The 14531-nt window shown below is 33.8% G+C and carries 9 protein-coding genes; 2 read left to right on the plus strand and 7 right to left on the minus strand.

Annotated elements, in window-relative coordinates:
- Positions 1-134: 134 nt before the first annotated feature.
- Together MTP08_RS09585 and MTP08_RS09590 are read right to left on the minus strand one after the other, a co-directional pair.
- Entirely contained in the window at positions 135-1118 is a 984-nt protein-coding gene (locus MTP08_RS09585; RefSeq protein WP_243575824.1) for a PLP-dependent cysteine synthase family protein, read from the minus strand.
- Positions 1119-1252: 134 nt separating this feature from the next.
- A complete protein-coding gene (locus tag MTP08_RS09590) occupies positions 1253-2482 on the minus strand; it encodes an ABC transporter permease (protein WP_243575825.1) in 1230 nt (409 codons plus the stop codon).
- Positions 2483-2486: 4 nt separating this feature from the next.
- Between MTP08_RS09590 and MTP08_RS09595 the strand changes: the two genes are divergently transcribed.
- A complete protein-coding gene (locus MTP08_RS09595) occupies positions 2487-3680 on the plus strand; it encodes an exo-beta-N-acetylmuramidase NamZ family protein (RefSeq protein ID WP_243575827.1) in 1194 nt (397 codons plus the stop codon).
- Between the two features lie 43 nt (positions 3681-3723).
- Here the strand turns inward: MTP08_RS09595 and rpoN are convergent, their stop codons facing one another.
- From rpoN to gldJ, 5 genes are all read right to left on the minus strand, one after another.
- Entirely contained in the window at positions 3724-5187 is a 1464-nt protein-coding gene (gene rpoN / locus MTP08_RS09600) for an RNA polymerase factor sigma-54 (protein WP_243575828.1), read from the minus strand.
- A 301-nt stretch (positions 5188-5488) separates the two neighbouring features.
- Positions 5489-6760 (minus strand): esterase-like activity of phytase family protein, encoded by a 1272-nt coding sequence (locus tag MTP08_RS09605; protein WP_243575829.1) that lies wholly within the window; start codon positions 6758-6760, stop codon positions 5489-5491.
- Positions 6761-6863: 103 nt separating this feature from the next.
- On the minus strand, positions 6864-7409 hold the full coding sequence (locus MTP08_RS09610; protein WP_243575830.1) for a DNA-3-methyladenine glycosylase I: 546 nt from the start codon (positions 7407-7409) through the stop codon (positions 6864-6866).
- Positions 7410-7471: 62 nt separating this feature from the next.
- Entirely contained in the window at positions 7472-8743 is a 1272-nt protein-coding gene (locus MTP08_RS09615) for a UDP-N-acetylmuramoyl-tripeptide--D-alanyl-D-alanine ligase (RefSeq protein WP_243575831.1), read from the minus strand.
- Between the two features lie 130 nt (positions 8744-8873).
- On the minus strand, positions 8874-10463 hold the full coding sequence (gldJ, locus tag MTP08_RS09620) for a gliding motility lipoprotein GldJ (protein ID WP_243575832.1): 1590 nt from the start codon (positions 10461-10463) through the stop codon (positions 8874-8876).
- Positions 10464-10628: 165 nt separating this feature from the next.
- Here gldJ and porU point away from each other — a divergent pair, with 165 nt between their 5' ends.
- A complete protein-coding gene (porU, locus tag MTP08_RS09625; RefSeq protein WP_243575833.1) occupies positions 10629-14525 on the plus strand; it encodes a type IX secretion system sortase PorU in 3897 nt (1298 codons plus the stop codon).
- Positions 14526-14531 lie beyond the last annotated feature (6 nt).

Below are 14531 nucleotides of genomic sequence, written 5' to 3' on the forward strand. Positions count from 1 at the left end.
CAAATTGAAAAACTGATTTTTTCAATTTAATTTCAGTACAAAATAAGGAATAATTTAAGCAATTTAATACTACCATATAAACAAAAAAACTCAGAGTCGCCGCTCTGAGTTTTTAAAATATTTGTTTTGAAAGATTAGTCTAGCCAGCCCATTTCTTTCATCCAGTCGTCATTATAAATCTTACCAACATATCGCGAACCGTGATCGTGAAGTAAAACAACAATAACATCGTCTTTTGTAAACTGGTCTTTCATCTGAATTAGCGAAGCAATAGCACTCCCAGCAGAATATCCGCAGAAAATCCCCTCTTCTTTTGCCAGTTTTCTTGCATAAATTGCTCCGTCTTTATCGGTAACTTTTTCAAAATGATCTATAACAGACATATCGTAGTTTTCCGGTAAAATATCTTCACCAATACCTTCTGTTATATAAGAATATGCATTTTCTAGGTGAATTTCTCCTGTTTCGTGAATTTCTTTTAGAATTGATCCATACGTATCAACTCCAATTACTTTAATATTAGGATTTTTCTCTTTAAAGAACATTCCACAACCTGTAACCGTTCCACCAGTTCCTGCTCCAGCTAAAAAGTGAGTAAGTTTTCCTTCAGTCTGCTCCCAGATTTCTGGTGCAGTAGATTCGTAGTGAGCCGTTCTGTTGGATAAATTATCATACTGGTTTACATACCATCCGTTTTCAGTTTCTTTTGCCAATCTTTTCGATACGGAATAATAAGAACGCGGATCTGTAGGCTTTACATCTGTAGGACAAACAATAACTTCTGCACCAACAGCACGAAGAATATCACATTTTTCTTTAGACTGTTTAGAATTGGTGACAAAAATACATTTGTAGCCTTTAATAATAGCGGCTAAAGCAAGCCCCATACCTGTATTTCCTGACGTACCTTCAATAATTGTTCCTCCCGGCTTCAATCTACCGTCTTTTTCGGCATCTTCAATCATTTTAAGAGCCATTCTGTCTTTTACAGAATTTCCTGGATTGAAGGTTTCTACCTTTGCCAAAACCAATGCGGGAAAATCTTCTCCAAGAACTTTATTAAGTTTCACAAGAGGCGTATTTCCAATGGTTTCGAGTATATTTTCTGCGTATTTCATAAACATTTTTATAAGCGCGGCAAAGATACGGCTTTATAACTTAAACTCTATTTAAGTTTATTGTAATTTGCTAAAACATTCATTTAACATCAATACTTTAAACTCATTAAAATATTGATCGATAAAGATGATTTTTAATTATATTTAATGGCTTTAACCGGAGATATTTTACTGATAAGATAACTTGGAATTACCAAAGCCATCCCGGAAATAATAAGAATTCCGACAGAAATAGAGATAATAACCAACGGATTAAGATCTACGGGTACAACACTTACGTAATAATTTTCAGGATTAAGTTTGATGATTTCGAAATACTTTTGTGCAAAAAGAAGCCCTAAACCTATAATGTTTCCACATAGAAGTCCGGGAATCATGATAATTAATGTATAATTGATGAATGTTGTACGAATTTGTCCGTTTGTCGCTCCTAAGGTTTTAAGCAAGCCAATAGAATTGGTTCGTTCGATGATAAGAATCAGCAAAACCATAATAATATTGATAATCACAACAAGAAGCATGATAGAAATAATAATCCCCATATTGGTATCGAAAAGACCAATCCAATCGTTAATCTGCGGATATTTATCGGTTGCTTTTTCAGCATAATTTTTATAGCCTATATATTTTTCTACTTGAGGAAAATCTTCATCTACATCGTTGACATTCTTAAAGAAAATATCAAGCCCTCCAATTTCTTCAGGCTTCATATCCAGAATTCTTTTTACATGGTTGATGTCTCCAACCACAAACTGATCGTCAATCATCTTTATGTCTGTCTTAAAAATACCTGTAACTTCAAATTTTCTGTAGATTGGTTTTTGATCTGCTTTCGAAAATACGGTTACAATGCTGTCTTTCACTTTTAAATGAAGATCATTTGCAATTTTTTCTGATATTACAACGCCATTATTATAGCCATCACCATCAAAAAAGGGAGTTTTCCCAGCAATAAGAAACTTTTTGAATCTTAAACTATCAAAATCTTTTCCTACTCCTTTGAAAATAACACCGCAAAAACTATGTTCATTCCGCATAATCCCCGTTACCATCGCATATTTCTGTACAGAAGCCACATCGGGAAGAGATTGTATTTTTTTTATGTCTAATCCTGCATTATCCAACACAGATGTATTGTAAGAAGAATTCGACTGGGTAGATTTTATGGTAACATGTCCGCTGAAATCCCCTAACCTTTCTTTTATTGCTTTTTTGGAACCCAAACCGGTAGAAACCGTAATGAGCGATACAATAACCCCTAAAGCTACAGAAAGCCTGCCAATAAAGATGATCACCCTAGAAAGGTTATTTTTGTTATCTTTGGAAAACGCTATTTTTCGGGAGAAATATAATGGAAACTTCAAGCCTATGATTTTTAATTTCAAAAATAAAACATTCGTTCTTATTTGCCTAATTTTTTTAGGGATATTCAATAGATATTATTCTCAGACAAACGCTCAAGAATTTAAGACCGGAGCAGATCAGCCAGAAATATATTTACCTCTTTTAAAAAACAAAACAATTGGGATTGTCACCAACCAGACTGGTTTATTGAAAGATAAAACTCACCTTGTAGATTTTTTGGTAAAAAACAATGTTTCTATTAAAGCCATTTTTGCACCTGAACACGGTTTTCGTGGAGATGCAGATGCTGGAGAAAAAGTAAAAAACGGTGTGGATACCAAAACAGGAATTCCAATTATATCTCTTTACGGAAATAATAAAAAACCTAAACCAGAGCAATTAAAAGGGATGGATTTGGTTATTTTTGATATTCAGGATGTTGGAGTTAGATTTTACACCTATATTTCTACCCTTACTTATTTAATGGAAGCCGGAGCCGAAAATAATGTCGAAATAATGGTTCTGGACAGACCAAATCCTCATGACGGATATATTGACGGGCCCGTTCTCAAAAAAAAATGGGAAAGTTTTGTAGGAATGCACGAAGTTCCGGTTGTGTACGGACTTACTATTGGCGAATACGGAAAAATGGTGAATGGCGAAAAGTGGCTGAAAAATGGAGTTCAGGCTCAATACACTTTAATTCCCTTGAAAAATTATTTTAAAAATAAACGTTATCCTATTTCCGAAAAACCTTCTCCCAACTTACCGAACGATAAAGCGATTAATCTTTATCCAAGTTTATGTTTTTTTGAAGGAACACAAGTTTCTGTAGGTCGTGGCACCGATTTTCCTTTTCAGATTTATGGATCTCCGTGGACTAAAAATTTGCCTTATCAGTTTACACCAAAGCCAAACTACGGAGCAAAAGATCCTTTTTTAAACGGCCTTATGTGCTATGGAGAAAATCTGTCAAATTATCCTGAACCATTACGTGAATTAAATTTAGAATGGCTTTTAAAAGCATATAAAAATTATAAAAATCCTCAACAGGATTTTTTCCTGAAAAACCTGTTTTTTGATAAACTTGCAGGTTCGGATGAACTCAGAAAACAAATAATTGCAGGAAAATCTTTAAAAGAAATAAAAGCTTCCTGGAAATCTGATCTTGAAAAGTTTTCCAAAATAAGAAGCAAGTACGTTATCTACAAAAATTAACATAAAAAAACTCGAATCTTTAGAGGATTCGAGTTTTTTATTTTTAGAGTTCTTTTCTTAATCTTGCCACCGGAATATTAAGCTGTTCTCGATATTTAGCAATAGTTCTTCTTGCAATATTATAGCCCTGTTCTTTAAGAATTACCACCAATGCATCATCGGTAAGCGGTTTTCTTTTATTTTCTTTACTAATAACCTCCTGAAGATGATTTTTAATTTCTTTGGTAGAAACTTCCTCTCCATCATCATTGGTAAGACTGTCAGAAAAAAGATCTTTCAAATAAATAATTCCGTTTGGAGTATCTGCATACTTACTTTTTACCACTCTGGAAATAGTAGAAATATCAAAACCTGTAATATCTGCAATATCTTTAAGAATCATAGGTCTTAGAGATTTTTCATCACCGGTAATAAAATAATTATGCTGAAATTTCACAATAGCCGTAATGGTCTGCAATAAAGTATTTTGTCTTTGGTTGATGGCATCAATATACCATTTCGCAGCATCCAGTTTTTGTTTAATAAACAATGCAGCCTGTTTGTGTTCAGAAGAATTTTTATCGTGAGAATAAGTTGTTAAAATATCTTTATATTCTTCCGAAACACGCAAAGTTGGAGCGTTCTTACTGTTGAGTAAAGGAATTACCTGCCCATCTTTCACCTGAATAACAAAATCCGGGATAATTTCCTGATTAATGGTAATGGTTTGAGTATCAAAATTTCCTCCAACTTTAGGAGACAGTTTAGAAATTTCTTCCAAAGCAGCTTTCAAATCCTCTTCTTCGATATCGTATTTTTGAATGATTTTATTATAATGCTTATTAGTTAAAGCATCAAACTGAAATCTTAAAATATTGGCTGCCAAAGAAACAGCTTTATCAGAGCTTACTTTTTTTTCTATCTGAAGTAAAAGACACTCCTGCAAACCTCTTGCTCCTACACCAGGCGGATCCAGCTTCTGAATATAGTTTTCTAAAATATCTTCTACTCGTTCCTGAGTTGTATAAATCCCTTGAGAAAACGCTAAATCATCAACAATAGATTTTATTTCACGTCTTAAATAACCGTCAGTATCTAGATTTCCGATGATGTATTCTGCGATTTTAAGATCTTCATCAGAAATATTAACAAGATTAATCTGTTCCATCAGATAATCGTATAAAGACTGCCCTTCTGTTAGCAGACTTTCATTATCAAAATCTTCATCATCTGCAGAATAATTGCTGGACGCCGTTTTGTAACTTGGTTCATCATCATAAAGATATTCATTTACATCGAAATCGGTTTCTATGCTTTCTGTTCCTTCTGTTTCATAAGAATCGTCCAATGAAGAATATTCATCATCCGAATTATCTTCTTTGGCAATTTCAAGTGCTGGATTTTCTTCCAACTCTCTTTCCAGCTCTTCTTCAAATTCCAACGTATGAAGCTGAATCAACTTCATCAGCTGAATTTGCTGCGGGGCAAGCTTTTGACCTAATTTAAGTTGTAAATGTTGTTTTAACATATCTTACTTTGTGTGTATTATTTGTAATTTAAAACGAATTTACTATATTTTTTTGAATTGAACCAAATTTAGCACGATTTTTGCTTTAAAAACATCAAATACCAAATAGATACGTACAACACGCATTTTTTCTATAAAATGCCTGATAATATTTGTTCAAATTTCTTTAATATTCCTTTTTTTGAAATATTTTTCTTGTAATTTTTATTAATTCTTTATTATTCTAAATTTCAAATTTATTTTAAAAAAAATCGGTGATATTACACAATACCACCGACTCATATTTTCTAAAAATTCAATATTATTGAATATCCACAACGTACATTGTACCTTTATCCGTCTTTCCTGTTTTTGGAAGAATTTTAGCTTTAGGATTTCCGTTTCCATCATCTACAATTCCAAAATCATCATCATTAAATACAGCTAGTTTTTTATTTCCTAAATAAACTATTCCTTCAAACTTATCGTGTTCGTATCCTAATTTAGAAACCAAATCTACTGCAAGAGTTTTGGTAACCGGTTGGTATCCTGCTGCCGCAATTTCGCTCCAAGTAGATTGTTCTAAAGTTTTACCGTTTATTTTTAACCCGTCTACCGCACTGATATCAGATCCATTTACATCTGAAGCACCGGAAATATTGATTTTGTAAACTTTTTTAATACCTCCCTGAGAACCAAAATTACCATCTCTTTCGATAACCAAAAATTCTGTATTGCTTAAAGCCGTGATATCGCAAACGGAATCTGACGCTCCGCCATCTTGCTGATAAAGAAACTGCTTCGTCTGACCTGTTGCAATATCGAAAGTTACAATTCTTGTAAGTGTTTTATTGGTAGCCAGATTTTTGCTCGGTGCATACATCATAGACTGCATAGTTCCCACTAAAGTTTTACCATCCGGAGTTATACAAAGCCCTTCCATACCTCTGTTTGGTCTTCTTTTAGCTAAAACGGCAGGTAATTTTCTAGTACCAGTATTTACCCCAATCGGGCTGATTCTTTCCATCTCCACACCTTCTGCACTATAATGAACGATGTGCGGTCCGTACTCATCTGAAACCCAAAAAGTACCATCCTGAGCTGCAACAATACTTTCGCTATCTAATCCATAATTGTCTGTTCCCAAAACATTTCCATTGGCATCATAAGCAACTTCACCTGTACTTCCCATTCCAACAGGATTTGGTAGACCTGTAATAAGCTGTCCGGAAGGATTTTTCAGTTTGATATATTTTATTACTTCTATATTTCCATCTGCATTAATCTTTAAATGCATAATGGTAGGAGTGAAATTCGGAACTAAAAATTTTTTACCATTAAGATAATCTGTATTAGGACCACGATCGGTGATAACATAAAATTCTCCTTTCCTTGTAGGATGCGCAGCAGCACCAGAACCATATCCTCCGTTAATAACATCTACTCCATTAATTGTAGCCATTGTAGTAAACGGAAATTCCTGAGGAAGTTTAGAATAATTTATATCCTTATTGTCATCGGTAATACTTGCTTCATTTTCTCTGCATGCAGTTAATCCAGCCAACAAAAGCATAGATAGTAATGTTTTTTTCATGTAGTTTTATATTGTGCCGCAAAAGTAATTACGGTATATAAACTAATTTGAGCAGAAATATTAAGCTTTCATTAATATATCAACAGTAAATATTAATTGAAAATTACTTCCATTTTGGATTATGCTTGAAAATTTCATGATTTATCGGACAGTTTTCAGAATGCGCCCCTTTAAGAAAGCCAATACTCATCAAAAATTCATTTACAATTTCTCCACCGGTAAATTTGAATGTTTTTTTGAACAATTTCATCCATTCCGGCAACGTTTTCGGATGATGATAATCGAGCCATTTTTCGAAAGAACCAAATTCTCTTTGAAGTTCTACTATCGTCTTTGCATTTTCGATAGCCGCGTTTACTTTAAGTTTATTTCTGATGATGCCGGAATCTTGCAACAATCTTTCACGATCTTTTTCATTATAAGCCGCTACTTTTTGAATATTAAAATTATCATAAGCAGCTCTGAAGCCTTCTTCTTTTTTCAAAATAGTTTCCCAGCTAAGACCTGCCTGATTGATTTCCATAATAAGTCTGCCGAATAATTCATTATCGTCATGAATAGGAAATCCATAAAAATAATCATGATAGTTTTTGTGTAATAATTTCCTGCTTTCAGGCTGCATATTTTCTATAGCGGAACAGTAGCTCATTGTGGTAAAATTTATTCATCAAAGATAATAATGATTTACGACAACAGTCTGTCAGCAGAAAACTATAAAAAATCAATCGACTTTTCCAGTGCAATTCCTCTGGAACCTTTCAGCAAAATATTATCAGACATAATTTTGTTATTTTTGAGATACTCGATTAAATCCTGAGTAGATAGAAACGACAAAGAAAAATTATTGATTTTCTTAAACTGATTTCCTACGGTAAAAATTTCATCAAACCCTAATTCTTCTGCGAGATTAAGAATTGCCTGATGTTCTTTTTCGCTCTCTTCACCTAGCTCCAACATATCTCCAATGATAATGGTTTTGGAACCTTCAAAGGTTTTAAAATTATGAAGTGAAGCAGTCATAGAACTTGGATTAGCATTATAAGTGTCTAAAACTAAAGTTTTCCAGTCTTTTTTCACAATCTGAGACCTCATATTGGTCGGCGTATAATCTTCTAAAGCAGTTTTAATTTCTTTAATATCTACCCCAAAGTGAAGCCCAAGACTTGCCGCTGCACAAACATTGGTAAAGTTATAATCCCCAGTAAGTTTTGTGAGAAGATGAGTATTTTGATACTTTAAACCCACAAAATGTTCTTCATTAAATGGAGTAAAATAATAATCAGAATCCGGTTTTCCGAAAGTTATTTTTAAATTACATTCGGCAGTTTTTTCAATTTGAATAGGATCATTTTCATTCACTAAAACAGTCTGATTGTTTTCTTTTATATAATCATAAAGTTCAGATTTACCTTTGATAACGCCCTCGAAACCTCCAAATCCTTCAAGATGAGCTTTTCCAAAATTGGTAATATAACCTATATTTGGTTTTGCTATTTGACACAGAAACTCAATCTCTTTTTGGTGATTTGCTCCCATTTCAATAACCGCCATTTGATGTTCAGATTTAATAGAAAGCACTGTTAACGGAACACCGATATGATTATTTAAATTTCCCTGCGTATATTGTACATTATACTTCTGCGAAAGAACAGCATGAATAAGCTCTTTGCTTGTTGTTTTACCATTACTTCCTGTAAGACCGATAATAGGAATACTAAGTTGACTGCGGTGAAAAACAGCTAAGTCTTGCAAAAATTCTAAAGTAGAATCAACATAAAATATATTTTTATCGTGATCTTCAAACTTTTGATTTTCTACAATTACTGCAAGAGCCCCATCTTCAACAGCTTTGAGAGCAACCGTAGCGGCATCAAAATTATCTCCTGAAAAGGCAAAAAAAACATCATTTTCTGATACTTTTCTACTGTCTATTGTTACTTTTTGTGATTTTAAATATATAGGATAAAACTGTTCTGGGCTCATAAAGTAAATCTGTTTAAGTAAAAGCCAAACTATATTTTCAAAACAAATTTTTCAGCTTAAATTAATGGTTCAAAAATAAAAAACCTCCCGAATATATGGGAGGTTTTTTGAAAGTATTTTGATAAATATTTTATCTTCTTGTTCTAGCTTTATCGCTTGCTCTTGCATCTTGCGCAACACGGAAACCAATCCATCCATACGCAGTATTCTGGCTTTTGAATCTTCTTTGTCCCGGATCTAACCAATAAGCTGAATCCATCCAAGAACCACCTTTTACTACTCTGATATCGTTAGAGATTTCTGAAGTTCTCTCTTTAGTATCTTTCTGTAAAACAACTCTACCGTTAGCATCAACGATAAATTTAGTTTTTGGAGAATTATACATATCGTAAGAAGCAGCAGAATCGCTTGCGTTTCTATAATCTAGAGAAGACATTCTGTCTCCATCTCTATAGTTTCTGTAATCAGCAATAGTTTTTCTTTCGAACTGACCTGGTAAGTTTTTATAAACCAATCTTCCATCAGCTAAAGTATCGTACTGAATAGTTCCTTCTTCTACCATTTTGTAAGTTCCGTCACCATTTCTTACGATTGCCTGTGGCATATTTCCTCTGTAATAGTTGAAATCACTAGCTTCCTCATCAATAATTGGTCTGTAAACATCGGCAGTCCATTCTGCAACGTTACCAAACATACCATATATACCTAAATTGTTTGAAGGGTATTGTCTAACATCTGAAGTTTTAGAAGAACCATCATTTTTCCAACCAGCAGTACCAGAATAATCTCCTCTTCCTTGCTTGAAGTTAGCTAAAATTTCTCCTTTTTTATTTCTCAACATTTCTATCTGAGGTTTTTTATCAAGATAGTTGTTGTATTCTCTGTTTTTCTCCATTCCCAAAGCTGCAAATTCCCATTCTACTTCCGTTGGAAGTCTGAATTTAGAAACCATTGCAGAAGAAGGAGATCTGTTTGCAGCAAGCAATCTTTGGTTGGTAGTTTTCATACCAGATTTTTGCTGTAATCTTTTCTCGTTAATGTAACCTTGCATTTCTGGATCATTCGATTTGAATTTATCCATATTGAATGCAGTACCACCCTGATTATTAGATTCGTTAATATACAAATCTTTTGAAATAATTCCTGCTTGCATTAAAGCCTTTTCGTTGGCTCTGTCTGTCAACCATTCACAATATCTGTTTGCCTGAGTCCAAGAAACTCCCACTACCGGATAATAATCATAATTCTGATCTCTGAAATAAGTCTCACTATTATCATTTCTAGACAGTTTATTATCCCAAAGAAGAGTATCTGGCAAAGCACCATTGTAAATTTCTTTGTAACTTGGATCACTTGGCGGGAATACATACTTCAACCATGTAAGGTATTCGCGGTATTCATAGTTAGTAATTTCAGTTTCGCCGATAAAGAACGAACTTACCTGCATTCTGCGAGGCGAATTGTTCCAATCGTGCATTACATCATCTTTCACTAATCCCATGGTAAAAGTTCCACCTTCCACATATACCATTCCAGGCCAACCTTTTTGTTTTTGTTGCTTTCCTGCAAAAAACCAACCCTGTTTTTCGTTTGGTTTCCAACCTGTCTTGCTGACAAATTTTTTAGTACCACCGCCTTTGCTGGTACCCGAACCGCCACAACTGGTTAATGCAAGTGTAGAACTCAATGCTATTAATGAAAACAACTTTAGTTTTTTCATAGTCGATATAAATATTATTCAAAGTACAAAGAAAAAATAAATTATTCAATAAATCAAATAAAGATTTGATTTTTTTGAAAAATCTTAACAAATTAATTTTATGGTATCGTAAATTAATTATAAAATTTTCATTTATTTTGTAATTCAGAAATTTCAAAAACAAACATGAGACTAAAAATCACGCTTTTATTTGTATTTGCTTTTGTATCAGTCGCTTGGGCTCAGCGAATTTCCATAGATTGGAATGGCGCTAAAGTTCACGATTTTGGCGATACGAAAAAGAATCTTCCTAATTTCAAAAATGAAGGTTTTTCATACAGCCAAAATAATATTTTTATAGTAAATACACAAAAAGTTGGAGAAAAACAACTTCGTGTTGCCAATTTGAATTGGGAACCTGTTTCTGCAAGAGATTTATATGATCTTGATAAAAATTTGATTCAGGACAGAGATATAGCTGAAATTAACTATTATTACTCTGAAGGAGAAAGATTCGCAAGTGTATATGTATCTTTATTTAAAAATGTAAAAGGAAGTATTTTAAAACTTTCCTCTTTTGATATTTCTGAAAACAGCTCCACACCTCCTTCTTTAGCAAGTAAAGTAGGAAGCACACAAAACCCGTTATCTACCGGTACATTTTATAAAATAAAAGTAGACAAATCGGGAATTTTTAAAATTACCAGTCAGTTTTTGAGAGACAATGGAATTAATCCCTCTAACGTTAATCCTAAAAACTTCCGAATTTACGGAAATGGAGGAATTATGCTGCCTGAATTCAATCAGGATGTAAAATACAGTGCTTTGCAGGAAAATGCCATTCAGGTAGTAGGAGAAGATGATGGAGTTTGGAATGATGGAGATTATGCCCTTTTCTACGCCCAAGGCCCTAATGGATATAATTTATACAACAAAAATAATGGTAAAGGTTTTAAAAGAAATGATACAAGAAACGATAGAAGCGAAAATGTAAAAAACATTTATGAAGACGTATCTTATTATTATATAAACTTCGACAAAGGTGCGGGAAAAAGAGTTCAGAATTCTGATGCGAATCTGCCTACTAATCTAATTTCGCGTTATGACGATTACCAAGTCATTAATAATGACCAGAAAAACTTAGTAAAAGTGGGAAGAATCTGGGTAGAAGACCAACCTTTTACCACTCCAAAAACTGTAACATTTAATTTGAATTCGCCTATTCAGGGAGGAGATGTTATTCGTTACAGAACTCAGGTTATCGGATGGAGATCACAACAAAACAGTATTAGTTTTAATCTCAATAATCAGAATACAGTTTCGTATGCAATACCTGCCAATCAGCCGGGATATGTCTATGATTTCTTTCCAACAAAATATACAGGAACGATTTCTAACCTTTCCGGAAATACCATAACAATTAATTATACTCCTGATATCTCGGTTAATCCTAATGGCGTATTTCATTTAGATTATGTTGAAGTTCAGTATAAAGAAGATTTAAAATTCAACGGTTCCCAAATGAATTTCCGTGATTTTTCTTTGGAAAGCGGTTCAAACTTCAATTATGGTTTCAGTATTTCGAATGTTGGAAGTCTGGAGCAAGTTTGGGATGTTACAGATATTACTAATGCGAACAGAAGAGTAAATAAAGCAGCGGGAAGCGGAAGTTTCAACTTTGGATACAATGCATCGGATCCTAATTTCAATAACGAGTTCGTGGCATTTCGTGCTGATGCGGCTTTTTCTCCTCAGTTTGTTGGAAGAATCAACAGCCAAAATATTTCTGCTCTTCAGAATATAGATTATTTAATTATTACCACTCCTCAAATGATGGCTCAGGCTCAGAGGATTGCCAATTATCATCAGCAAAAAAATAATTTCACTGTAGAAATTGTTGACACAGATAAAATCTATAATGAATATGGGAGCGGAAGCAGAGATCTTACTGCAATAAGAGACTTTATAACAAAACTGAATACTCCTGCAGGAAGTCTAAAATATGTTTTGATTGTAGGAGATGCATCTTATGATTATAAAAACAGAGTTGCCAATAATTCTAATGTTGTATCAAGCTATGAAAGTGAAGAATCTGCAGATTTTGTAGGCTCATATGTTACAGACGATTATATTGTAATGACAAAACCTCAGACTGTTTCTTCTGTGGCATTTAATTTACCCGATTTACCCATTGGGAGAATTCCTGCCGCAAATCCTACCGAAGCTGCAAATATGGTAGATAAAACCTTAGCATATTACAATTCTTTATCTGGACAATCTACCCCTTTCGGAGAATGGAGAATGAAGCTTGATTTTGTTGTAGATGATGATAACGATGGTGCCAATGCTATCCCTTTTCATACGGTGATGAATAATACTTTACAAAGTATATTCGAAATTCCTGCAGTAAATACATTAAAAGAATATAACGTAAGAAAACTTTATCTTGATGCATTTCCTGCACAGAGTTCTGCCGGCGGACAAAGATACCCGCAGGTAAACCAAGCGATAGCAAATGATATTAACAACAGTTTGTATCTATTTTATTTCGGGCATGGAGGTATTAACGGATGGTCTCAGGAAAGAGTTCTTACCACTACGGAAATTCAAAACGCTAATAATTTCTCTAATGTATACAGCAGATTTCCTTTTGTTTCTACCATCACCTGCGAATTTACCCTTTGGGATGAACCTTCTACTTTTTCAGCAGGAGAACAGTTCATTAAGCTGAAACAGGGAGGCCCTGCTGCAATGATTACTTCCAGCCGTGCTGTAGGCGTAGATTACGGTGTAGATTTCACCAATTTGTACACTAAGGAAATGTTTAAAATGGTTAATGATGATTTTATATCCATTGGAAACGCTCATCTGAATGCCAAAAAACTAAGGATTGATGCCAACCATTTAAAAGTTAACTTTTTAGGCGATCCCGCAATGAAATTGAGCAGACCGCAAAGGCTTTTGGTGATTGATAATATAGATACGCCAGTTCCAGGTTTAATTAGAGGTTTAGATTTTGTGAAGGTAAGCGGTCATATTAATAATTCAAACGGAACTATAAATACGAATTTCAACGGAAGAGTTGTCATCAATATTTTTGATAAAAGACTGAATAAATCTACTTTAAATAACGATGGTAATCTTACCCCTATATTAAAGTACACTGAAGAAGGAAGTGCCATTGTTAAAGCTTCCGGAACAGCAGTAAACGGAGTGTTTACCGTAGAATTTTATGTTCCTAAAGATATTAACTACACTGTTGGTGAAGGAAGAATTTTAGGGTATGCAGATAATAGATCTATTGATGTTTTCAACAATCAGTCTGTACAGGTAGGTGATATCAATCCTAACGGAATTAACGATAACCAACCACCCAAAGTAAAGCTTTACATGAATAACACCAACTTTGCGAATGGTGGAATTACCGATCAAAACCCTATGCTTTTAGCCTGTGTGACAGACGATACAGGAATAAATTCTACAGGTTCTGGTATTGGTCATGATATTACTGTATATTTGGACGGTCAAATTATCAATACCGTAGTTTTAAATGACTTTTATTCTTCTGGAGAAGGAAATGGATGCCTTAATCCTTCTTTGGCAGCATACCAAAAAGGAAATGTAACTTACCCTTTCAGAAATCTTTCGGTAGGACAACACCAGTTAACATTTAAAATTTGGGATATTAATAATAATTCGACTACAGAAACGTTAAACTTTGAGGTTAAAGATGAAGCAGATCAGCATTTAATAATTAACAGACCGCTGAACTGGCCCAACCCTTTCACCAACAAAACTTACATTCATTTCGAGCATAATTGTGATGATATTTTGGATGTTAACGTGCAAATTTATACGATTACCGGAAAATTAGTAAGAACTTTAACAAATGTTGTAATCGCAGAACCGTTCCTACAGGGCTTTAGAACGCCACGTCAGGCAATAGAATGGGACGGAAAAGACGATTTTGGCGATACAGTTGCAAAAGGTACGTATATTTTTAAGATATTTGCAAAAAGTCAAAATCAAGAAAAATGCAAAGGTAGTGCTACAGCTGTAGAAAAAATGGTACTTTTGAAGTAAATAAAT

Origin of the sequence: Chryseobacterium oryzae (genome assembly GCF_022811665.1) — a bacterium.
In the GTDB taxonomy this organism is placed as follows: domain Bacteria; phylum Bacteroidota; class Bacteroidia; order Flavobacteriales; family Weeksellaceae; genus Chryseobacterium; species Chryseobacterium oryzae.

Excerpts from the sequence above, each read along its gene's own strand:
- MTP08_RS09585 (WP_243575824.1), bottom strand. The coding sequence starts at position 1,118 with ATGAAATACGCAGAAAATATACTCGAAACCATTGGAAATACGCCTCTT.
- MTP08_RS09595 (WP_243575827.1), top strand. The coding sequence starts at position 2,487 with ATGATTTTTAATTTCAAAAATAAAACATTCGTTCTTATTTGCCTAATT.
- rpoN (WP_243575828.1), bottom strand. The coding sequence starts at position 5,187 with ATGTTAAAACAACATTTACAACTTAAATTAGGTCAAAAGCTTGCCCCG.
- MTP08_RS09605 (WP_243575829.1), bottom strand. The coding sequence starts at position 6,760 with ATGAAAAAAACATTACTATCTATGCTTTTGTTGGCTGGATTAACTGCA.
- MTP08_RS09610 (WP_243575830.1), bottom strand. The coding sequence starts at position 7,409 with ATGAGCTACTGTTCCGCTATAGAAAATATGCAGCCTGAAAGCAGGAAA.
- MTP08_RS09615 (WP_243575831.1), bottom strand. The coding sequence starts at position 8,743 with ATGAGCCCAGAACAGTTTTATCCTATATATTTAAAATCACAAAAAGTA.
- gldJ (WP_243575832.1), bottom strand. The coding sequence starts at position 10,463 with ATGAAAAAACTAAAGTTGTTTTCATTAATAGCATTGAGTTCTACACTT.
- porU (WP_243575833.1), top strand. The coding sequence starts at position 10,629 with ATGAGACTAAAAATCACGCTTTTATTTGTATTTGCTTTTGTATCAGTC.